Source organism: Gilliamella sp. B2772 (genome assembly GCF_026536985.1).
In the GTDB taxonomy this organism is placed as follows: domain Bacteria; phylum Pseudomonadota; class Gammaproteobacteria; order Enterobacterales; family Orbaceae; genus Gilliamella; species Gilliamella apicola_E.
Map to the genome: position 1 here is coordinate 18,629 of NZ_JAFNNB010000002.1, position 22,485 is coordinate 41,113.

At 34.4% G+C, this 22,485-nt stretch carries 25 protein-coding genes; 10 read left to right on the forward strand and 15 right to left on the reverse strand.

The features are described from left to right. Window positions 1-128: 128 nt before the first annotated feature. The 10 genes from J3T98_RS05280 to J3T98_RS05325 all read right to left on the reverse strand — a co-directional run bounded on the left by J3T98_RS05280 (window position 129) and on the right by J3T98_RS05325 (window position 8,959). Window positions 129-1,541, reverse strand: a complete 1,413-nt coding sequence (locus tag J3T98_RS05280; protein ID WP_267362328.1) for a glycoside hydrolase family 28 protein — start codon at window positions 1,539-1,541, stop codon at window positions 129-131. A gap of 156 nt (window positions 1,542-1,697) precedes the next feature. Beyond that, window positions 1,698-2,669: a sugar-binding transcriptional regulator gene (locus J3T98_RS05285; RefSeq protein ID WP_065561987.1), complete on the reverse strand. Its 972-nt coding sequence runs from the start codon at window positions 2,667-2,669 to the stop codon at window positions 1,698-1,700. A 102-nt stretch (window positions 2,670-2,771) separates the two neighbouring features. Continuing rightward, the gene (locus J3T98_RS05290; protein ID WP_065561988.1) at window positions 2,772-4,016 is read right to left on the reverse strand and encodes a zinc-binding dehydrogenase; all 1,245 of its coding nucleotides are present in this window, start codon (window positions 4,014-4,016) and stop codon (window positions 2,772-2,774) included. 157 nt (window positions 4,017-4,173) lie between these two features. Further along, a complete protein-coding gene (locus J3T98_RS05295; protein ID WP_267330940.1) occupies window positions 4,174-5,010 on the reverse strand; it encodes a mannose/fructose/sorbose PTS transporter subunit IID in 837 nt (278 codons plus the stop codon). A gap of 17 nt (window positions 5,011-5,027) precedes the next feature. Next, the gene (locus tag J3T98_RS05300) at window positions 5,028-5,834 is read right to left on the reverse strand and encodes a PTS mannose/fructose/sorbose transporter subunit IIC (RefSeq protein WP_065561990.1); all 807 of its coding nucleotides are present in this window, start codon (window positions 5,832-5,834) and stop codon (window positions 5,028-5,030) included. Between the two features lie 24 nt (window positions 5,835-5,858). Then, window positions 5,859-6,353, reverse strand: a complete 495-nt coding sequence (locus J3T98_RS05305) for a PTS system mannose/fructose/N-acetylgalactosamine-transporter subunit IIB (protein WP_065561991.1) — start codon at window positions 6,351-6,353, stop codon at window positions 5,859-5,861. Continuing rightward, on the reverse strand, window positions 6,354-6,773 hold the full coding sequence (locus J3T98_RS05310; protein WP_065561992.1) for a PTS sugar transporter subunit IIA: 420 nt from the start codon (window positions 6,771-6,773) through the stop codon (window positions 6,354-6,356). Window positions 6,774-6,987: 214 nt separating this feature from the next. Beyond that, window positions 6,988-7,665, reverse strand: a complete 678-nt coding sequence (gene mutH, locus J3T98_RS05315) for a DNA mismatch repair endonuclease MutH (protein ID WP_267358158.1) — start codon at window positions 7,663-7,665, stop codon at window positions 6,988-6,990. A 69-nt stretch (window positions 7,666-7,734) separates the two neighbouring features. Continuing rightward, window positions 7,735-8,283 (reverse strand): NADPH-dependent FMN reductase, encoded by a 549-nt coding sequence (locus tag J3T98_RS05320; protein ID WP_065735025.1) that lies wholly within the window; start codon window positions 8,281-8,283, stop codon window positions 7,735-7,737. Between the two features lie 79 nt (window positions 8,284-8,362). Then, window positions 8,363-8,959: a Dps family protein gene (locus J3T98_RS05325; protein ID WP_267358159.1), complete on the reverse strand. Its 597-nt coding sequence runs from the start codon at window positions 8,957-8,959 to the stop codon at window positions 8,363-8,365. Window positions 8,960-9,226: 267 nt separating this feature from the next. On the opposite strand from J3T98_RS05325, the gene srlA reads away from it, so the two are divergent. The 6 genes from srlA (at window position 9,227) to srlR (ending at window position 13,373) form a co-directional block, all read left to right on the forward strand. Then, on the forward strand, window positions 9,227-9,775 hold the full coding sequence (srlA, locus tag J3T98_RS05330; RefSeq protein ID WP_065561995.1) for a glucitol/sorbitol-specific PTS transporter subunit IIC: 549 nt from the start codon (window positions 9,227-9,229) through the stop codon (window positions 9,773-9,775). Between the two features lie 31 nt (window positions 9,776-9,806). Beyond that, complete coding sequence (locus J3T98_RS05335) at window positions 9,807-10,796, forward strand: PTS glucitol/sorbitol transporter subunit IIB (protein WP_065561996.1); 990 nt, start codon at window positions 9,807-9,809, stop codon at window positions 10,794-10,796. A gap of 95 nt (window positions 10,797-10,891) precedes the next feature. Then, window positions 10,892-11,260: a PTS glucitol/sorbitol transporter subunit IIA gene (locus J3T98_RS05340; protein WP_267337709.1), complete on the forward strand. Its 369-nt coding sequence runs from the start codon at window positions 10,892-10,894 to the stop codon at window positions 11,258-11,260. A 10-nt stretch (window positions 11,261-11,270) separates the two neighbouring features. Further along, a complete protein-coding gene (gene srlD / locus J3T98_RS05345; RefSeq protein WP_065561998.1) occupies window positions 11,271-12,050 on the forward strand; it encodes a sorbitol-6-phosphate dehydrogenase in 780 nt (259 codons plus the stop codon). Between the two features lie 74 nt (window positions 12,051-12,124). Further along, window positions 12,125-12,493: a transcriptional regulator GutM gene (locus J3T98_RS05350; protein WP_065561999.1), complete on the forward strand. Its 369-nt coding sequence runs from the start codon at window positions 12,125-12,127 to the stop codon at window positions 12,491-12,493. Between the two features lie 100 nt (window positions 12,494-12,593). Then, window positions 12,594-13,373 carry a glucitol operon DNA-binding transcriptional repressor SrlR gene (srlR, locus tag J3T98_RS05355; protein ID WP_065562000.1) on the forward strand — a complete coding sequence of 260 codons (780 nt, stop codon included), beginning with the start codon at window positions 12,594-12,596 and terminating at the stop codon, window positions 13,371-13,373. Window positions 13,374-13,551: 178 nt separating this feature from the next. Here srlR and serA read toward each other — a convergent pair whose 3' ends face one another. Then, complete coding sequence (gene serA / locus J3T98_RS05360; protein ID WP_065562001.1) at window positions 13,552-14,793, reverse strand: phosphoglycerate dehydrogenase; 1,242 nt, start codon at window positions 14,791-14,793, stop codon at window positions 13,552-13,554. A 69-nt stretch (window positions 14,794-14,862) separates the two neighbouring features. Beyond that, window positions 14,863-15,522 carry a ribose-5-phosphate isomerase RpiA gene (gene rpiA / locus J3T98_RS05365; RefSeq protein WP_065562002.1) on the reverse strand — a complete coding sequence of 220 codons (660 nt, stop codon included), beginning with the start codon at window positions 15,520-15,522 and terminating at the stop codon, window positions 14,863-14,865. Between the two features lie 208 nt (window positions 15,523-15,730). Between rpiA and J3T98_RS05370 the strand changes: the two genes are divergently transcribed. The 4 genes from J3T98_RS05370 (at window position 15,731) to J3T98_RS05385 (ending at window position 18,821) form a co-directional block, all read left to right on the forward strand. Then, window positions 15,731-16,636, forward strand: a complete 906-nt coding sequence (locus J3T98_RS05370; RefSeq protein ID WP_065562003.1) for a LysR family transcriptional regulator ArgP — start codon at window positions 15,731-15,733, stop codon at window positions 16,634-16,636. Window positions 16,637-16,712: 76 nt separating this feature from the next. After that, the gene (gene hemE / locus J3T98_RS05375; RefSeq protein ID WP_065562004.1) at window positions 16,713-17,783 is read left to right on the forward strand and encodes a uroporphyrinogen decarboxylase; all 1,071 of its coding nucleotides are present in this window, start codon (window positions 16,713-16,715) and stop codon (window positions 17,781-17,783) included. Continuing rightward, window positions 17,780-18,373 carry a YjaG family protein gene (locus J3T98_RS05380; RefSeq protein WP_267358161.1) on the forward strand — a complete coding sequence of 198 codons (594 nt, stop codon included), beginning with the start codon at window positions 17,780-17,782 and terminating at the stop codon, window positions 18,371-18,373. The genes hemE and J3T98_RS05380 overlap by 4 nt, the downstream gene beginning before the upstream one ends. A gap of 175 nt (window positions 18,374-18,548) precedes the next feature. Further along, entirely contained in the window at window positions 18,549-18,821 is a 273-nt protein-coding gene (locus J3T98_RS05385; RefSeq protein WP_065562006.1) for an HU family DNA-binding protein, read from the forward strand. A 120-nt stretch (window positions 18,822-18,941) separates the two neighbouring features. Here the strand turns inward: J3T98_RS05385 and ybaK are convergent, their stop codons facing one another. The 3 genes from ybaK to glyS all read right to left on the reverse strand — a co-directional run bounded on the left by ybaK (window position 18,942) and on the right by glyS (window position 22,482). Then, window positions 18,942-19,427 (reverse strand): Cys-tRNA(Pro) deacylase, encoded by a 486-nt coding sequence (gene ybaK / locus J3T98_RS05390; RefSeq protein WP_065562007.1) that lies wholly within the window; start codon window positions 19,425-19,427, stop codon window positions 18,942-18,944. 97 nt (window positions 19,428-19,524) lie between these two features. Continuing rightward, window positions 19,525-20,349, reverse strand: coding sequence for a hypothetical protein (locus J3T98_RS05395; protein WP_267330944.1), 825 nt, complete (start codon window positions 20,347-20,349; stop codon window positions 19,525-19,527). A 60-nt stretch (window positions 20,350-20,409) separates the two neighbouring features. Continuing rightward, window positions 20,410-22,482: a glycine--tRNA ligase subunit beta gene (gene glyS / locus J3T98_RS05400; protein WP_065735030.1), complete on the reverse strand. Its 2,073-nt coding sequence runs from the start codon at window positions 22,480-22,482 to the stop codon at window positions 20,410-20,412. Between the last annotated feature and the right edge of the window lie 3 nt (window positions 22,483-22,485).

A 22,485-nucleotide genomic window follows, 5' to 3' on the forward strand; every position in this document is an offset into this window, starting at 1 on the left:
TATTTATTGCGTTAATTTTGAGTCAGAAATATAAGCGTTACCTATTTTGTTTGTCGGTTTGACAGTTTCAATTGGTAACGCTCTAGTTTGTGAATTTTTTATTAGCTCAAATCTGAGCCACCAAATTACTATTGATGAGTAATATGACTTCCTTTTTCTTTTATAATATCTGATCCTTTTTCTACATTAATTTTAGTGTGACTAAACTCAACTGATGCGTTACGAATTTTAAAACCGTTTTCCGCTTCAATATTGATGTTTGAAAATCTAATATTATCAAATGGCTTTTCTGGTGTTCCAATAATAAAACCAGCGTAATTACTTTTACCTTTTACAGTAAGATTATTGAAGCTAATGTTATTGAAGTATGGGGTTTGTTTATGCTCTTTTGGTTGTTCAGTATCCGCAGGATAAATCTGATCGCCTAACATAAATCCACCAGCAAATTCACCTTCTTGTAACGCTTTAATTTTTGCATCTTTTGTTGTTGGGCCGCCTTTATAATAAGCTGACAAAACAATTGGCGTTTTTACATTGACCATTGTTGTATTGTTATACTCAATATCTTTAACTTCACCACCTTTGCCTCTTGGCGATTTGATTCGAATACCATACATCGCATCGGTAAAGGTATTATTTTCTGCCAGTAAATTGCTCACACCGCCATATGTTTCTGAACCAATAGATAATCCACGACCGAGCATAAAGTTATTATCTGCAATATAAAAATCATGGCTAAGGTTGTTTACAGTTGATTTAATGGCAACATGGTCATCACCCACACTTATTGTGTTTTTTGTAATACTGACTCTTCTACTATCCATTGGATCAATGGCATCCGTGTTTTGCCACCAAGCTGGAGCGGATATTGTTGTTTTATTAATTGTAATATCTTCCACATTTTTAAAAACAATATGAAAACTTGGCGAATTTTGTATTGTGACGCCTTCAACTAAAATATTGTTAGCGTTTTTAAATAAAAGTAGACGTGGGCGATTTGTTGGTCCCTTTTTTCCGGCTTGACGAGTCTCGGCGCGGTATTTTTCTAAAAGCGTTGAACCTTGCCCATCAATAATTCCTTCACCGGTGATAGCAATATTTTTTTCTTCTGCAATACTAATAAACCCAATCCATTGTTTTGTTAGTGGTAATGATTCAGCTGATGATGACCATTTTTTTTGTTCTTCTGAAGGATGATATGCACTTTCCTCTGCTGAAGCTTGTACTACCGCCCCTTTTTCTAAATGAAATTCAATATTACTTTTTAAAAATAGAGGTTCAGATAGGTAATAACCCGCAGGAACAATAACTTTACCACCGCCATTTTGCGCACAATCATTAATAGCGGTTTGAAATGCTTTTGTATCATACCAAATACCTGTTGCTTCAGCGCCATAATCTCTAACATTACATTGTTTATTAGGAATATTAAGTTTGTCCAAAGTAACTGGAACAAATGGTGGTGAAGCTATCACAGCGAAACTAGCGGTAAGCGTGAGTAAACTAATAGATAATCCATTTTTTATAATTAAACGATACATGTTTTTTCCTTAATGAAGAATAAAAAAGATGAAGTATAAAATGATTATCTAGGTTAATAGTCTAAGAATCTGTTAATAGAGTCACAAATTTAAAAAATAATTTATAAAAATTGAAATGATGTTTTAATTTACGCAAGTGTCAGCTTTTTTATGAGATCAATTAACTAATTGATTTGCCATTTCATCACTAATGACTAACACATCAATATAATTTGCATTTAATGCAGCGATTAAACTGTTAAGTTTTTCAGCGTCGCCACTTGCACATATTTTTAGAGGGATTTTTTTTAAATTTTCTAACGTCACGCCAATAATTTGATCATGGAATGGCGTTTGTAATTCTTTACCATTTTTGTCATAAAATCGCGATAAAATGTCGCCGACAATTTTTCTGTTAGTAATTTTTTGAAAAAGTTCACCATAAAAACCATACCAAATTGAGCTTTTGGATATAGCTGGACAACCAATACTAAATAAAGCAACTGTGATCTTATTCCACCAATCATTGAGTTCTTTCATGTGTTGAGTTTTTTCAATTTCAGTTTTTAAATTAGCGGTATCAACGATAGCGGGGTAATCAATTAATATTGCTTTACTTTTAAGTTTATCGGAAAGTTTACAAGCTATATTATTTACGTGGTATTTTGTTTCGATCTTGCCAGAAGGGCCACCAATCATTGGTACGATGGTAACATTTTCAAATGTAGCATTATCATTTTTTAAACTATTCACAATATAATTGATCGAGCGTCCCCAGGACACACCAATCACATCATTATCGGTAATATTTTTGAGTAGGACACTTGCTGCCACATTACAAACAATCTGATTTTTACTTTCATTGTCTATATCAGTGTTGACGGGTACAACAATGACTTGTTTTAAATGATATTTATTACAAATTTTTTCTTCTAACGCTATATCAGGCAACAGATTATAATTAATCGAAATTGAAACAATGCCTAGCTCGCGTATTGTTTTTAACATTCGACTAATGCTTGAGCGATGTATGTTAACTATTTTTGCTATTTCGGACTGTGTTTTATTCTCTTCATAATACAATTGAGCAATCTTAATTAACATCTTATGCTGTTCAAACTCGTCGTTGCTAAAATTTTGATTAATCATAGTAGCGTTATCTTATTATCTTTAGTTATTAAAAAACTCCATATTTTTATTCAAATCAAGATGTCACAAATAAATGTCATCTTGATTTGAATAGAGTATAAATCAAGAATCAATATCAGGAAAATAATTTAAAACATAATCTTCAGCTTCTTTTGACCAAATACCATTATTTTTAGAGAGTATTTTTTGTAAAGTAATATCATCCGCATTTTTATCTAATGATTCTATGCATTTAAGATCAAACTTTTTGTGGGTATAAACTAATTTTTTTCCACCTTTAATCTGATCCTGTATTTGAGTGACTTTACTTGCTTGGTCTATACCCATAATGTGAGTTACGATTTTTGCCACATCTACCGAACCTGATTCGATTAGTTTCACCGCTTCTCGCATATCATTAGTATTACCGCCTGAAGTGCCAACGATATGGGTAAAGTTATAATGAACATCGTAGAAATTAATTTCAGCCGAAAAGTTTTTATCTTGGGGGCCAGCAAAAAAGTTAAGGCAACCGTCAATCGCTAATAGTTGAGAGGCGAGTTGAATTAACTCTTGAGAAGGTAAGAAAACAAAAACATCATCAAAACTTCCTGTGGTGGATTTATCTTTTAATAATTTCGCTTGATCATCGACATTAGAAATATCCACAAATTCTAATTCAATACCATTACGAGATTGATAAAGGGTTTTTAGATGTTCTATTTTCTCTTTGCTACGACCAGTTACGACAACCTTTTTAGGTGCGATGGGTCCCCCTAATGCATAATCTATTGCTAGCATACCCATAGGGCCCGTACCACCTAAAATAATCAGATTACCATTAGGCTTAATGCCCATAATATGTTCATAACTATTTGGCTTTAAATGAAAATTGGCATTGAATGCCCCAATGATACACGACAATGGTTCAATTAACGCACCTTCGAAATAAGTTTGTCCATCATAAGGAATCAAACAGTCTTGTTTTAGTACATCATGGTTAATTATCATGTAAGTTGCACAACCACCAGTATAAGGATAAGAATAACCTACGCAATATGGGCTATCAGAAAGTTGTAAATTGGCCTGAACGACATATTTTTGTCCTGGTTTGAATTTATGTTGCCATTTTTTACCCACTTGTATAATTTCACCGCAGCATTCGTGCCCAATAATAATGGGATTATTTTTTAAGTCGGGTGGCGTTTTCTTATGATTTTCACCTTGATTGACTAATTTTAATGAAGACATACACATACTATCTACAATGACTGTAACTAGAATTTCATCATCAGTAATTTCAGGAAGTTGAAATGACTCCAATCGCAAATCATTTTTTCCATACAGTCTAACTGCTTGAGTTTTCATATATTCCTCTAATTCTCTAATTTGGTTAAATTTATTTAGGAAAAGGTTTAAAGCGTTTTTATTTCAAAAAATCAAATTACTATTAATAAAGTTCTCGGTAATTGCTTTAAACCTTTTTATTCATTTTCAACGGTCAATTTTTTATTTCTTTAACTCTTTAACCTTTAGCAAGAATACCTAAACCATAGCCAATAATACCTACCGCAAATAATGCAAAGATTAAAATTATTGGACTGACTTTTTTTCTTAACAATTTCATCATTAAAAGTGTTAACGCTAATGGCAATAATCCTGGTACAAGGTCATTGAGAATGCCTTGTACTGTCATAATGACCTCTTCTCCATTCATGCCGGTCGTTTGGGATACAATAAGTGGGACATTTATGGAGGTCCATTTTGTGACTAAGACACCCATGATAAATAGGCCTAAAATTGTTGCGCCTTCTGTTAATTTTGGAAGAATATTACCTGAAAGATCTTTAACAATTCCGATTCCTTTAGATAACCCATACGTTAATCCATACCATTTCATGGCAAGTCGAATTAAGTTAAATAAGACAAAAAACAGTAATGGCCCAGCTATATTTCCGGTTAGTGCTAGTGATGCCCCAAGCGCTGCAGTTATTGGGCGTAAGGTTCCCCAAACTAATGGATCACCCACTCCCGCTAACGGTCCCATTAAACCAACTTTTAAACTGTTAATTGTGCCATCAGAGATATCAGCACCATTTGCTCTAGCTTCTTCCATTGCCATGGTAACGCCTATAACGGGTCCACACATTGCTGGAGTCGTATTGAAAAACGTTAGATGTCTTTTTAATGCTTCACGTTGCTCCTCTTTGGTTTTGTATACTCGTTTGATTGTAGGAATCATATCCACACAAAAAGCTAAGGCATGAATTCGTTCATAGTTGAAAGATGCTTGTTGAAAATTAGATCGAATAAATGTACTAACAATATCTTTCTTTTGAATGGTATTTAACATTTCTTTCATAATAGAATCCTTATTTATTAATCGTCTAACTCGTCATCAGCAATGATTGAATTTGCCACAATACTTTTTTCGCTATTTTTAGTCGTGTTAAACTTTGAATTTAATTGGACATAAATGGTGGCAAAAATAACGCCTAAAATACCGAATGAGAGTAAACTGAAGTTTAAGTAACCTCCAAGAACAAAGCCTAAATAGAAGAAAGGTGCTAAATATTTAACCATCATCATGTTTAATACCATTGCATAACCAACTACCACAATAAATCCACCCGCAACAGCAAGACCACCAGTAACAATATCTGGCAACATGCTTAATAAGGTGTTAACGGTATTGGCATCAACATAAATGGCGACCAATGTTGCCGGTATTGCTACTCGTAAAGCTTGTACAAAAAGCGCGCTATAATGTAAAAGTTCTATTTTTTTGAATTGAACTTTTTCTGCGGCATTATCAGCTTCATGTTGGAAGACAACCGTGATTGTTCTTGCAAATACCGTTAGAACTTGACCTGCTGCTGCAACGGGGAGGGCGATTGCGATTCCAGTTTGAATATCTTGTTTACCTACTACAACTAATATCGCGGATATAACACTAGCCAGTGCTGAATCAGGTGATTGTGCCGCACCAATATTCATCCAGCCTAATGCAATCAATTCAAGCGTACCACCTAAAATGATACCTGTTTTTATATCACCTAATATTAAGCCTATGACGGTACAGGCAATTAATGGGCGATGAGTTTGAAACTCATCAAGCACACTTCCCATACCTGCTATACAAGAGAAGATGAATATTAATACAATTTGAAATAATGAAATTTCCATTTTTTGCCTCCTTGTTTATTCCTATTAATTAATAGGGAATTCTTGTTCAAGTAGCTTGATAAAATCGACGTTAGGATCGGTAATTACCACTTTTAAGCAAAGATCAACTCCCATCTCATGCATCTTTCTAAATGCCGATACATCGTTTTCATCCACTGACACCGCTTTAGTAATCTGCTTTTTACCTGCTTTGAAAGACATACCACCAATATTGATACTCTTAATTGGTACACCTTGTTCGATTAATCGCAGAATATCGGTTGGATTGGTAAAAAGATAAAACACGGTATCGTTTTCATATTTTGGGTTTTTATAAACCGCTGCCGCTTTTTCAATACTCACAACAGAAACTTTAATTCCAGGAGGTGCAGCTTGTTTAACTAATGTGGCTCGGATTTCGTCATTAGCAACTTCATCACTAACAACAATGATTCTTTCTGCTTTTGCTTCTTTGGTCCAAACTGTTGTGACTTGACCATGTATTAAACGGTCATCAATGCGTACTAAATTTATAATCATTTAAAGTTCCTCTTCTTCAGCGATATTTTTAGCTATTTTTTTGAAAGATTTGATGAAATCGGATTTCATGTCATTAAGTTGTTCAAAAGTTTCTTCAAGGCTAATTGAAGAGTAATCAAGATGTAATAACGCTAAACAAAGTGGTAAAGATAAACCACTGATGACTTCGATGTTTTCTGATTGCATTGCCAACATTGCCGCTGCGTTATAAGGGCTACCTGAAAAAATATCAGTAATAATGATGAATGGTTGCTCAGTTGATTGATTAATAATTTTTAGATATTTGTCTTTTAATGTCTCAATACCATCACCTAACTGAAAAGTGATAGCCCGTACATTTGGGTACTCACCAGCTATCATTTCAATGCTATTTTTCATTTCCACGGCAATGTTTCCATGACCCGCTAATATAAAGTTCATCTCACACCTCTTTCACAAATTCTCTTGTTGCTTCACAAATGTTTAAATGAATTTATATGCACAAATGCTCAAAGTAAATCACTAATGTGCAAAAATGTGACGTAGATTTGATTTTCTTGCAAAATAAAAGAAATGGTTTTTTTCTTAACGAAAAAAGGAGTATTTTGTAAGGCTAAAAAAATAAGGGTGATTGAAATTAAATGATCATTTCTTCTTAACTTAAATGATCAATGGAATTCTGTAGGATTTGTGAAGTAAATGACTTTTTAAGATAGAACCCTCTTGGGCGAGTTAAAATAATCTCGCCATTTTCACCAATGGCTTCAGTTAAAGCTTTTCCATTGGCAGCTTTAGGTCTGATCTGTAAATAGGTGCCATAACGCGCGGTGATTTTTTCAACTTGACCAAGTGCTATCATATCCATTAATTCTTGCCAATCTTGTTTAAGTTGTTGCTCTTGTTCTAAAGTTGGTGTCCAAAGTATTGGTTTTCCAACTTTTCTTTCTGCAAGAGGTATACTTCTTTCCCCTTCAATCGGGATCCAAAGTACTTTGCTAAGCTTGTATTTAACATGGCTGGTTTCCCAAATCACACCGTGATTTGCCATTAAAGGAATAACACTAACAAAAGTAGTTTCTAATGGTTTACCTTTTTTATTGACTGGAATTGTTTTTAGTTCAATGCCTAAATTAGAAAAGTCTTGTTCTGCTTTACTGCCGGCATTCGCACCAAGATAAGTTTCAATCAGATTGCCTACCCATCCTTTTTGTTTATTAAGATTAGCAGGGATAGGAATATTGACATATTGAGCTATCTCAGCAAAGCTATAGCCAGCGGCCATTTCTGCTCGACTCAATAACTCTTGTTCATTAGAAGGATAAAAGTTTAGCATCTGTTTCGAATAAATTTAATAATATCCACAATCAATTATATTGGTTGTGGATATTAAAATAAATCATTATTAACTTAGCTGTTCAACCCATTTAGCATAACTTTCAATGATTGATGAAAGAAAAGACTTGGTTTTTTCGTTAATATTGCCACTTTCATCAAAAGCTGTACCAATATTACCGATATAAGCTTCCGGTTGTTGTAGGGTAGGCATATCAAGAAAAACTAAAGATTGTCGTAAATGATGATTAGCACCAAAGCCACCAATAGCGCCTTGTGATACTGAAACCACAGCGGCTGGCTTTTTAGACCAAACACTTTTACCATAAGGGCGTGATCCAACATCAAGTGCATTTTTTATGACAGCGGGTAATCCGCGATTGTATTCTGGTGTAACAAAAATCACACCATCACAATTGGCAATTTCTTGGCGAAAACGATTATAGGATTGTGGCGGTGTATCAGTATCAATATCTTCGTTATATAAAGGTAAATCACCGATTTGGATGATATTTAGTGAAAGTGATGATGGCGCAATTTGTTGAAAAACTTTGGCTACTTTTAAGTTATAGGAATCTTTACGTAAACTACCAACAAGTACTGCAATTTTTTTACTCATTTTTGGTTCCTCTTAAATTGAAAATAAGAGACACCATGAGTGTCTCTTATTTATGATAATTACAGAACTTCACAGAGCTTTAGTGTCCTGATGAGTCCATTCTACGACCTGTTTCAAATAGGAACCATGCGCGTCTTTCAGTTTGATCAATCCACTCTTCAATTAAACTAGCTGTTGCGGTATCGTTATATTTGTCACAGATATCATGTGCTACGCGCATACGTTCTGTAAGTTTGATGTTATCTTGACAAAGTTCAGCAAGCATATCTGATGGTTCAACAAAATCAGCATTGTTGTCTGAAATACTTTGTAATTTAGAAATATGACCAATTGAACGTAAAGTCGTTCCACCTAATTTACGTACACGTTCAGCAATTGGATCTGTCATTGCAAATAGTTCTTCTCCATGGTCATCTAACATTAAATGATAATCACGGAAATGTGGACCGCTGACATGCCAGTGGAAGTTTTTAGTTTTTAAATATAGAGCAAACACATCTGCTAATACAGAGTTCATTGCGCCAGAAATATCTTTTGAAGCTTTTTGGCCTAAATCAGTTGGAAATAAAATTGCAGATTGCTGTAATCTTTTGGCAGAACTTACATTTTTTAAAACTTTTGGAGCTGTTGATGATTTCGAAGTCGTTGTGCTTTTTTTAGTAGTACTTTTAGCCATGTAATATTCTCCTATAGGTGAATTAAATGATTATTTAACATCACCAAATTACGCCAACTCTTTATTAAAGTCCAATCAAAATGAGCTATTTTTAACTATTACTGCTATATCAACTATCTATGAATGATTAATTACCCTATTTTTTTCTATTGTTTAAAATATTTCTTTCAAAATAAAAGAAAATATTTCAAATTGTGATCCAGTTAAAGTTTTTTTGATTTCATAATTGTTAATATTTCTTTGCAATTTAAATCAATAGGAGAAAATATGATTGATACAATTTCATTTGGAGCCGAGTGGTTTATCGGTTTATTCCAAGAAGGCGGTAAAGTGTTAGTCGGGATGGTCACCTCGATTTTACCTTTATTAATTTCATTGTTAGTAGTTATGAATGCGGTCATTAAATTTATTGGACAAGATCGTATTGAACGTTTAGCTCAAGCTTGTGCGGGTAACCCTGTTTCACGTTATTTATTACTTCCTTTAATTGGTACATTTGTATTTTGTAATCCGATGACACTAAGCTTAGGTCGCTTTATGCCAGAGTTTTACAAACCTAGCTATTATGCAGCATCCTCTTATAGCTGCCACTCAATGAATGGTTTATTTCCACATGTAAATCCTGGCGAACTTTTTGTTTATTTAGGGGTTGCTGCTGGATTAACTACATTAAATTTACCATTAGGTCCATTAGCTGTTAGTTATTTCCTTGTCGGTTTAGTTACTAACTTCTTTAGAGGTTGGATTACAGACTTTTGTACAGCCATTTTTGAGAAAAAAATGGGAATTAAACTAGATAGAAAAGTTCATTTATAACAATTATCTATCACGATATAAGGAAAATAAAATGGCTAAATATATTCATATTGAAAAAGGTGAAGCAGGTTGGGGTGGTCCATTAGAGCTTCCAATCGTTGCTGGTAAAAAAATTGTTTACATTGCAGCTGGTACTAGACCAGCAATAGTCGATACTTTAGTTGAACTAACTGGTTGGGAAGCAATTGATGGTTTTAAAGAAGGTGAACCACCAAAAGACGAAATAGGCGTTGCTGTAATTGACTGTGGTGGTACTCTCCGTTGTGGTATTTATCCAAAAAATCGAATACCAACTATCAACATCCACGCAACTGGTAAATCAGGACCACTTGCACAATATATTGTCGAAGACATTTATGTTTCTGCTGTTAAGCCAAACAATATCAAACTAATTGAAAAGGAAGGTGATGTTGTAGGAGAAACAGCTCAAGCAAATACTAAAGCGTCAGAATTTAAAGATTATGACAGTAGTAAAAAAATCACTGAACAAAGTGATGGCTTATTAGCCAAAATTGGTATCGGTATGGGGTCTGGTGTAGCAGTTTTTTTCCAAGCTGGCCGAGATACTATTGATACTGTTCTCAAAACGATTTTACCTTTCATGGCATTTGTTTCAGCCTTAATCGGGATCATTATTGCATCTGGATTAGGTGACTTCATTGCCCATGGATTAGTCCCTTTAGCAGATAATCCACTTGGTTTAGTGATATTAGCATTAATTTGTTCTTTCCCATTACTTTCACCGTTCTTAGGTCCTGGCGCGGTAATCGCGCAAGTTATCGGTACATTAGTTGGTGTACAAATTGGGTTAGGTAATATTCCACCTCATTTAGCACTACCAGCATTGTTTGCCATAAATGCTCAAGCTGCATGTGACTTTATCCCTGTCGGTTTATCACTAGCAGAAGCAAAACAAGATACTGTTCGTGTAGGTGTTCCTTCGGTTCTAGTAAGTCGATTTTTAACTGGTGCACCAACCGTATTAATCGCTTGGGCAGTGTCATTATTTATCTATCAATAGACATATTTAAGTATTTAGGGATGAACATCATCCCTCTTTAGCAAACAGTGAAATTTGAAAATTTCGCTTCAACTAAAAATTAAAGAAGGTTAACGATGTCGAATGTTATCTATCAATCAAAAATTAATCAAATTGGTGAGTTTGCCCCAGATGCATTGGCTGATGGCATGCTAATACTATTTAAAAATGGCGCACCATCAGACTTAGCTGATTACTGTTTTGTACATAGTCATGATGATTTAAAACAAGATCTACGAGTAGGGCAAGTATTTCAAATTGGCAAACATACTTTTCAAATTACCTCCGTTGGCGATGTTGCTAGCACCAATTTTCGTGAATTAGGGCATATCACATTAAGGTTTGACGGCAGTAGCCAAGCAGAATTACCGGGAACTATCCATGTAAAAGGTGACATTCCAAATCAACTTTTTGTGGGTGATGAAATTAAAATTTTAACTAATTAAGGAATAGAGAATGAAAAAAGTTGCAGTTGTTGTAGGTGGTGGTCAAACTTTAGGTGAATTCTTATGTAAAGGGATTGCTGATGCTGGTTATAATGTAGCTGTTGCTGATTTAAATATTGAAAATGCAAATAAAGTAGCAGATGCTATCAATCAGAAACATGGAGCCGGTACCGCAAAAGGCTTTGGTGTTGATGCAACAAATGAAGAGAGTGTGATTAAGCTTGCACAAGATGTTGATAATACATTTAACCGAGCTGATTTAATGGTTTATAGTGCAGGTGTTGCTAAAGCAGCTCCTATTACAAACTTTGCTTTAAGCGATTTTCAATTATCAGTAAATGTTAATCTTACTGGTTACTTTTTGTGTGCTCGTGAGTTTGCTAAATTAATGCTCAAACATAAAACGGCTGGACGAATTATTCAAATAAATTCAAAATCAGGTAAAGTTGGTAGTAAACATAATTCTGGTTATAGTGCTGCTAAATTTGGTGGTGTTGGTTTAACTCAATCATTAGCACTTGATCTTGCAGATTATGGTATTACTGTAAATTCATTAATGTTAGGTAATTTATTAAAATCACCAATGTTCCAATCATTAATTCCTCAATACGCTAAAAAATTAGGTATTCCAGAAAACGAAGTTGAGCAAGTTTATATTGATAAGGTGCCACTTAAACGTGGTTGTGATTATCAAGATGTGCTTAATGTCTTATTATTTTATGCAAGTGATAAGGCTTCATATTGTACTGGACAATCAATTAATATTACTGGTGGCCAAGTAATGTTCTAATTAAAATAAAGTGCGAAAGTGTTTGTTATCACTTTCGCATTTTTATTTAGCCTAAATTATTAATGGAGATAGCCATGAACATGACGACAACTTTAATTATTTTTGCGCTTATGGCTTGGTGTGTCCAAATCATATTTAGTTGGTTGCAAATTCGCCGATTTAATCAAGCCTTTTTAGCGATGAAAAAAGGGCGATATTTGGGGGTTGGTCGTAGTCAAACTAAATGGTTTAAGCCAAGAGTCTTAATTGCTATCTCATTAGATGAAAACCAAAATGTAATTGATTCAGTAAAAATGAAGGGCATTACAGTATTTGCATTACCTAAGACTATTCCTCAATTACATGGACTTAATGCAAAAGAGATTATACCTGAAACGATTTACCCAAACGATCCTGCTTCGCGAAGTGCATTATCAGTTGCGTTAACCGCGAGCAATAAATAGTATTTAACTTTTATTTTGAAAAGTATTTTCTTTTATATTGAAGTATACTATCTTGCAAAGTAAATGATCTTATTTACTGTGAAAATAATGGAATCTTGGCATGAAAGTTAAACAAAGGCAAACCGCAATTTTAGAATATTTACAAAATCATGGACAGGTTAGTGTAGATGAATTAGTCGCACATTTTCGGACTACTGGAACCACTATAAGGAAAGATCTTACTCAACTTAATGAGAGTGGATTAGTTTTAAGGACTTATGGTGGAGCAATGCTAAATCGAGAAATCGGTGACAGAGCTATTGATCATAAAACCTACATTAATACTGCTGCTAAAAAAGCGATTGCTCAAGAAGCCGCTAAATTGATCCATGAAGGTGATTCAATTATTTTCGATGCAGGCAGTACTGTCGCACAGATGATTCCAATGTTAGCCCAGTTTAATAATTTAACTATTATGACCAATAGTTTACATATGGTTAATGAACTGGTAGCTAATGATAACGATCAAACCATTATTTTAACAGGTGGCACTTTTCGCCGAAAATCAGCCTCCTTCCATAGTAATCATGCATCAGCAATTGCGGCCTTTGAATCTTATACTTTTGATAAATTATTTATGGGTGCTGATGGTGTTGATGTAGTTGGTGGTGTGACAACATTCAACGAAAGCTATCATGGTAGTGTGGCGATGAGTAAAGCCGCTGCAAAATTGATTTTACTCGTTGACTCAACTAAATTTGGGCGGCGTAGCCCAAATGTCGTTTGTGATATAGAATCAGTTGATACGATTATTACAGACAATAATTTAGATGATAAATATTACGACGCATTAATTCAAAAAGGTATTAAAGTTATAAAAGTAAAACCTTTAGATAAGTAAAAAGACATTAAAATATAAAAAAAGTTGAGGAACGGGGTTTTTGACGTTAATAATAGTGGTAATTTTATTAAAATTGGTTTGATATTAACGATCTATCTGAAACACTCGAATAATTTCTAAACCTAATATTATGCGTTCGGACATGGAAATAATTGCCCGAACGCCTTAGCAAAGTGGATTAGAACAATAATCTTGCTCGAATTGTACCAGCGACATTTTTTAGTTTAACTAATAACTCTTCTGCTTTATTTTGTTCTACTCTATCAATATCAATCACAACATAACCAATTTTAGAATCAGTCTGTAAATACTGAGCTGAAATGTTTAGACCTTGTTCTGCAAATAGCGTATTTATTGCAGTCAACACGCCGGGTTGATTGTGATGAATATTAATAAATCGACTAGATCCTTTTGCCGGAATCGGTAATGATGCTTCAGGGAAGTTAACCGCTGAAAGTGTTGCGCCTGTATCAGAATATTTTGCCAACTTGGTTGCAACTTCAATACCGATATTTTCTTGAGCTTCAGTAGTTGAACCGCCGATATGTGGGGTAATAATGACATTATCAAATTTACACAGTGGTGATTCGAATGGATCGCTATTAGTTGCCGGTTCACTAGGGAAAACGTCAATAGCAGCACCACTAAGTTTATTGTTTTCCAACGCTTGAGTTAAGGCTTCAATATCAATCACACTACCGCGAGAGGCATTAATCAATATAGAGCCTGATTTCATCATGTCGATTTCTGATTTGCCAATCATTTTAATTGTGGTTGAGTTTTCTGGAACATGCATACTTACAATATCACTCATGGCAAGTAATTCTTTCATGGATGAAATTTGTTTGGCATTGCCTAATGGTAATTTAGTTTCGATATCATAAAAATAAACATTCATGCCTAATGATTCAGCCAATACGCTTAATTGACTACCGATATGGCCATAACCAATGATACCTAAATTTTTACCACGCGCTTCATGAGAACCTGTGGCTAATTTATTCCATTTCCCCTGGTGAGCTTTGGCATTAGCTTCAGGTACTCGGCGAAGTAATAAAATCGCTTCAGCCAATACTAGCTCTGCAACAGAACGCGTATTAGAAAACGGTGCATTAAAAACAGGAATTCCTTTAACGGTTGCAGCATCAAGTTCAACTTGATTGGTTCCAATACAGAAACAACCAATTCCTGCAAGTTTTGGGGCAGCATCGATTATATCTTTTGTTAAATGTGTTCTTGAGCGAATACCAATAAATCTTGCATCTTTAATTGCCGCTTCAAGTTCGGATTTGGATAGCGCACCTTTATGATATTCAATGTTGTTAAAGCCTGCCGATTTAAGTGTTTCAATCGCGCTAGGGTGGACACCTTCAAGTAATAGAAACTTGTTTTCATCTTTGGTTAACGCTTGAACAACCATTTCTTCCTCTCTATCTTTAATATTTAAAACAATTTGTCATGCAAAGTTATCAATTAAAAAAGTCATTTATTATTTTTTTATTTCTTTCACACCAGAACTCGTGCCTACTAAAGCGATATCCGCGCCTTTATTAGCGAATAACCCTACTGTGACTACACCGGCGATACTATTAATCCTATCTTCTAATTCCATTGGTTTTGCAATTACAAGGTCGTGAACATCTAAAATAACATTGCCATTGTCAGTAACCACTCCTTGACGATAGATAGGTTTGCCGCCAAGTTTGAATAATTCTCGAGCAACATAAGAACGGGCCATCGGAATGACTTCTACTGGAAGTGGAAATTTCCCGAGAACATCGACCACTTTTGACTCATCAACGATACAGATAAATTGTTTTGCCAGAGCCGATACTATTTTTTCACGTGTTAACGCGGCTCCCCCGCCTTTAATCATTTGCATATTATGATTAATTTCATCTGCTCCATCGACATAAATATCTAAGCTATCAACGTCATTACAGTCTAAAACTGGAATTCCATAGCTTTTTAATTTTTGGGTTGACGCTTCTGAACTAGAGACAGTTCCTTTTATCTGATCTTTTATTGTTGCAAGAGCATCAATAAAGTGAGCCGCAGTAGAACCTGTGCCTACGCCTACTAATGAATCTGGTTTAACAAATTTAAGGGCTGACCAACCTACTGCTTTTTTTAGTTCATCTTGTGTCATGATATCACCGTGTGTAAATATAATTTTGATCAAAAAATTAAAATTTTAAAAGCAAAATTGTTTAAGATATGGCATAGTACCCAATTGGGAAGCAAAAATCATTAGTATTTTAAGAAAATCTATAAGGTTTTAGATCTATTTCAAATTTTTTGCAAAATTAAAATAGCTTGAATGACCAAGCGAAGATCAAATCATTAGTAAAGAGATTATGAAGCGTCCAGATTATAGAGCATTACAAGCATTAGATGCAGTGATAAAAGAACGAGGATTTGAACGAGCAGCTGACAAATTGTGTATTACGCAACCAGCAGTATCGCAACGCATTAAGCAATTAGAAAGCTTTTTTGGTCAGCAACTATTAGTAAGAACGATTCCTCCAAAAGCGACTAAACAAGGTGAACATCTTTTAGGATTATTGCATCAAGTTGAATTATTAGAACAACAATGGTTAGGTGACAATGAGCAAAATACTACGCCATTGTCATTATCAATTGCAATTAATGCTGACTCTTTAGCAACTTGGTTTTTACCCGCTTTAAAACCAGTTTTAGATAAAAATATTTTACGCTTTGATATTCAAGTCAAAGATGAAGAGCATACGTTAGAACTTCTACGCTTAGGTACTGTCGTTGCTGCAATTAGCATTCAACCCAATCCTTTACCGGGATGTTTATCTGATTTATTAGGTGCATTGGATTATATTTTTGTTGCTTCTCCTGAGTTTGCTAAAAAATACTTTCCTAATGGTGTTACTCGGTCATCGCTTTTAAAAGCGCCTGCAGTGGCATTTGACCATTTGGATGATATGCACCAAGCCTTTTTGCAAGAAAATTTTAATCTTACACCAGGTAGTGTTATTTGTCATATTACTAGTTCATCTGAAGCTTTTGTCCAATTGGCTAAACAAGGTTCTGCATGTTGTATGATACCAATGTTACAAGTTGAACAAGAGTTAAAAAATGGTGAATTGGTTAATTTAACGGAAGGCTTATTTCAAAGACGTATGCTGTATTGGCATCGCTTTGCTCCAGAAAGTAGCGTGATGCAAAATATTTCTGAAACATTGATTTGTTACGCTCAACGTATATTGTCGCAGCCTCAAGATCGGAAATAATTGTCAAATTAGCTATTTTGAGCTAAATGTAGAACTGTCCCATTTACCCTATCTCACAATTTATAGAGCTAAAAAGATGAGCCAATTGAAAAACGATCGTTATTTACGTGCATTACAATGTTTACCTGTGGATTACACGCCAATTTGGATGATGCGCCAAGCCGGTCGATACTTACCTGAATATCGGCAGCTTAGGGCTAAAGCTGGTGATTTTATGACGATGTGCCAAACACCAGAACTTGCCTGTGAAGCAACTTTACAACCCATTCGGCGATTTGATCTTGATGCTGCCATTATTTTTTCAGATATTTTAACCATTCCCGATGCAATGGGACTTGGTTTATATTTTGAAACAGGCGAAGGGCCTAAATTTAAAAAAACGATTTCTTGTTTAGATGATATTGCACAATTGCCTATACCTGATCCAGGACAATCTCTCAAATATGTAATGGATGCTATTGGGTTAACGAAAAAAGAGTTAGGTGGCAAAGTTCCATTAATTGGCTTTTCTGGTAGTCCATGGACTTTGGCAACTTATATGGTTGAAGGCGGTAGTAGTAAAACCTTTACTAAAATAAAAAAGATGCTTTATTGTGAACCTAAAGCATTACATTTGCTGCTAGAAAAATTAGCTAACAGTGTAATATTGTATTTAAATGCTCAAATTGAAGCTGGCGCCCAATCGATTATGATATTTGATACTTGGGGCGGGGTGCTTAGCCATGAAAGTTATCGAGCGTTTTCTTTGCATTATATGGAACTTATCTTATCTCAACTAAAAAGGGGTAAGAAAAGCCAGAATATCACTTCTTATGTTCCTGTGACGCTATTTACAAAAGGTGGCGGTTTATGGCTCGATACTATTTCTAAATCAGGGGCTGATGCCATCGGTGTTGATTGGACAGTGGATTTGAATCAGATAGAACAAAAAGGTAAGATTGCCATACAAGGTAATTTAGATCCTTCTATATTGTATGCCAATAAGGAAACGATTGAGTCTAACGTTGAGTCAGTTCTAAGTGAATTTGGCTATCATAATGGTCATGTCTTTAATTTAGGTCATGGTATTCACCAAGATATTCCCATTGAGCATGTACAATATTTAGTTGAATCAGTACACACACGGTCAAAAAGGTTTCATTCATGATTAAAAATCCTATTCAATTAAGAATAGCAAAATTGCCAGTTTGGAAGCAGCGTTTATTTATGGTTTGTCTATGCGAACGAATGTATACAAACTTTATTTATTATTGCAATTTACAACAAGATGAACAATCAGCAGTAGGATATAAAAAAATTCTAGATCTTATTTGGGAATCACTATTGGTTGAGAATGTGAAAATTAATTTTGATTTACAACTTGAGAAACTTGAATCGTTAATTCCAGTCATTAAGGAAGATAGCCCATATATGGTTTACCCTGCTATTGATGCTTGTCAGGCTCTTAGTGAAATTCTACACTCTTATATAAGTGGTGAAATAGATGAACACTCAGCCAAAGTTAGCTCTATTTCCGCAACTACTGTAGCTGAATTTGAAATGACAAAAGATAATATTGAACTTTCAGAAGATGAACAAGTAACTTTGCCTAGTGTAATTGAGGAATTTGATTTGCAGTGGGAAATTTTTCGCTTATTGAGTGATGAAAATAATGAAATGTTAGACTTGATTAAAGGCTTGAAAATGGACATTCGGTCTGCAGAAACTAGCAATATTGGTGTTTTTTTGAGCAATTAAAGCGGTTAAAGCGTGATTTTTTTAATTTTTATTAAATTTTTCTTTAACATTAGGCAAATATAGACTACATTTAACAACAATGTAATCTAAATCACGTTTACAGAAGCAAAGTTGGGTTTTAACTTTGTTTATTAATGTTAACTTTAACAATAAAATAAATATGTAAGGATATTCCATGAATAAAACAGAACTTGTAGATGCTATTGCTAGCAAAGCTAATATTACTAAAGTTGCAGCAAAAACTGCTTTAGAAGCAACTTTAGCTTCTATCACTGAATCATTAAAATCTGGTGAGCCAGTTCAATTAGTTGGTTTCGGTACATTTAAAGTTAATGCTCGTAAAGCTCGTACTGGTCGTAACCCAAAAACTGGTAAAGAAATCAAAATTGCAGCAAGCAAAGTACCAGCATTTGTTTCTGGTAAAAGCTTAAAAGAAGCAATCAAATAATTTTATTGCTTTCTATTAGAGAATTTTTTAAGGCCATAACTAATCGTTATGGCTTTATTTTTAACTCCAACTTTTTAATCTATTTTTTCTTGAGTTTTTAGAAACGATTTTACTTATTATCTAAACCGTTAATTTAGCAAATTTAGCATTTAATTGATCAGCTAAATCTTGCGGTGATATTTCGATTTCTAATCCTCTTTTACCCCCTGATACCATCATCGTTGCATATTGTTTAGCACTATCATCAATAAGTGTAGGTAATAGCTTTTTTTGCCCGAGAGGACTTATCCCACCGACTAAATAACCTGTTGTTTTTTGTGCTAGATTCGGGTCAGCTAATGCTACTTTTTTGCAATCAAGAATTTTAGCGGCTTGTTTAAGATCCAATGTACAATCAACCGGTAATACACAGACTGCTAATGATTTATTGTCCCCATTTATGCATACAATCAGTGTTTTAAATATCTGACCTGAAACAACATTTAGTTCTAATCCAAGTTTATCCGCAGCTTCTTGTCCATAATGGGTTTGTTGTGCGTCATGTTGATATTGATGGATATTAAATTTAATTTTATGCTTTTTGAGCAATCTAATGGCTGGCGTCATAATAGTAAGAATTATTATAAGTGAGAATGATGATCCCTATTAATTGCCATTAATAGGGATTTTTAGGATTAAACTAAACTATACTACATTAAAAAAATTAAGAGATGATTTGTTGATTGTTTTGATTATTATCATCTAGTTTCGGTAATTCAACATTATTAGATGCGTTGTACAAGCGATAGAAGAAGCTACATACAAAGAAACTAACAAACATAGATACTATTGAAGTAATAGTCGTTACAATAATATTATTACCCAATAAGTAATTAATAAGCCCTAGAACGATAGTAATACCACAAGAAATTAATATCATTAGTAAAGGTGCTTTCCATTTTGTTACAGCTAATTTATGGCTACCAACAAATCTTTGAAAAAATCCCATTGAATCAGGAACGATTAATGAAGCACTAAAGTAATTCGCAATGATGCTTAATACAAGAAATATAACAAAAGCTATCAATAAAGTTAATAAAGCAATTAACTGTTGGGGTAATATCATTCCGATAATCCACATAATTAAAGAAAGCAAAATTATTCCTATAATTAAAATAATAAAATAAATAGCGGTAAATCCTGCAAGATTTAGAAAAGCAGGTAATATGCGTTGTGACACTAATTTCATATCAAATTTGTCACTAGTAGTTAAATTATAAATAATACCAATTGTCACGGCAGCAATAAAGAGAAAGACAATTGATAAAAGCAATACTTTTCCAAATAATGAACTAAGAACTTGAGCTGGATTTGCGTAATAGACCATGCTTGCTGCAAGAGCAGCTGGATCAAAAATAATATACGATAATACTGAATTAGCTAATGCAAGCACTACGCTTGCGATTGCGATTATTGGGAATCTATTGCGAATAAAGTTAACTGTTTTTTCAAAAGTAACTAAAAATGATAAATTGTTTTGTGAGTCCATCGTTTTTCCTTATGGGTGGTAATACTAGTATTACCACGGTCTTTATATTTAATTCAAAAGTTATGATTGTAGTATAGAAATATCGGCAACCTTCAAAAATAAATTTTGTAATTTTTTCAAAAGAGCCAATCGGTTTAGTTTAATTTTTTCGTCATCAACCATTACCATTACTTTCTCAAAAAATGTATCAATAGGTGCTTTAAGTGATGCTAATTCAATTAAGGCATCTTGATATCGACCTTCAGTAAAGTAAGGTGCTAACTTATCTGTCAATATTGCTATTTGCATAGCTAATTCGCTTTCTGCTCCCGTTTCAAGAAGTGAAGCGTTAATATTTTCAGGGATAGCGTTTTCAGATTTAGACAAAATATTTGATACACGTTTATTTGCTTCTGCTAATGAAGAAGCTTCAGGTAACGTTCTAAAATGTGTTACCGCATTAACGCGGGTATCAAAATCTGCAGGCTTGGTTGGATTAATTGCCAAGACAGCCTGAATGGTATCTATCGCAAATCCTTTTTCTTGATACCATGCTCGGAATCGACCTTGCATAAAATTAACAATATCTATAACAACATTGTTGTTGGTTAATTTATTTCCATATAAAGATGTGGCAAAACTTGCTAGCTCAACTAAATCAAGAGGTAAGCTTTTTTCAACAATAATACGTAATACACCAATAGCTGCACGGCGAAGTGCAAATGGATCTTTATCACCTTTAGGATGTTGACCAATACCAAAAATACCGGCTAATGTATCCATTTTTTCGGCAATAGATACCGCACTAGACACAGGAGTACTTGGTAGTTCATCGCCTGAAAAACGAGGTTTATATTGTTCTTCAATAGCGGTAGCGACTTCAATACTTTCACCATCTTTAATCGCTATATATCGACCTATGATGCCTTGTGTTTCAGGAAATTCAAACACCGTGTTAGTAACTAAATCACATTTAGTTAATTTCCCTGCACGTTTGGCTTGTTCAGTGTCAGCACCAATTTTTTCGGCGATGAAGCCAGATAAGGCTTCAATACGAAGTGCTTTATCTTTAACTGTACCAAGTTGTTGTTGAAATAAAACCGTCTCAAGGCGAGGAAGGCGATCTTCCAAACGTTGTTTTAAGTCTGTTCTATAGAAAAATTCGGCATCAGCTAAACGAGGACGAACCACTTTTTCATTACCAGAAATAACAACTTGAGGATCTTTTGATTCAATATTTGCAACGAAGATGAAGTTTGGTAATAGTTTTCCTTGTTTATCATAGACAGGGAAATATTTTTGATCGCCTTTCATCGTATATACCAATGACTCGGCTGGAACTTCTAAAAATCTTTCTTCAAATTTTGCTGTTAATACTACAGGCCATTCAACCAATGATGAAACTTCTTCAAGTAAGCTTTCAGTTAAATCTGCTTTACCATTAAGTTTTTCAGCAGCTTCTTGAGCTTGCTGCTTAATGATTGATTTTCGCTTGTTATAGTCAGCAATAACTTTGCCTCGTTGTTCAAGGATTTCAGGATATTGGTCAGCATTATCAATGGTAAATTCTTGTTCACCCATAAAGCGGTGTCCGCGAATAATACGATCTGATTGAATGTCTAAAATGACGCCCGGTACAAGTTGATCACCATATAGCATAGTTACAGTATGGCTTGGTCTGATAAATTCAACTTGGCGAGCTGCCCAGCGCATAGGTTTAGGAATAGGTAATTTATTTAATGCATTTTTAACCATATCACATAATAAATTAACAACAGGCTGTCCTTTTTGATTATGAGTATAAGATAACCATTCGCCTTTATCTGTTTGAATGCGCTCTGCTTGAGAGATATCGATGCCACATCCTCTAGCCCAGCCTTCTGCTGCTTTTGTTGGTTTACCATTTGCATCAAATGCGGCACTTACCGCAGGACCGCGTTTAACAACTTGGCTATCTGGTTGAGTGTCATTTAAATTCAATACTTTTAAAGCTAAACGGCGCGGCGATGCAAACCAAAGTACCTCACCATGTTCTAAGTTAGCATTATCAAGTTGTTCAATAAAATTAGCTGCAAAGCTTTCAGCCAAAGTGCGGAGTGATTTCGGTGGTAACTCTTCAGTACCGATTTCTACTAGAAATGTTTTTTGCATAATATA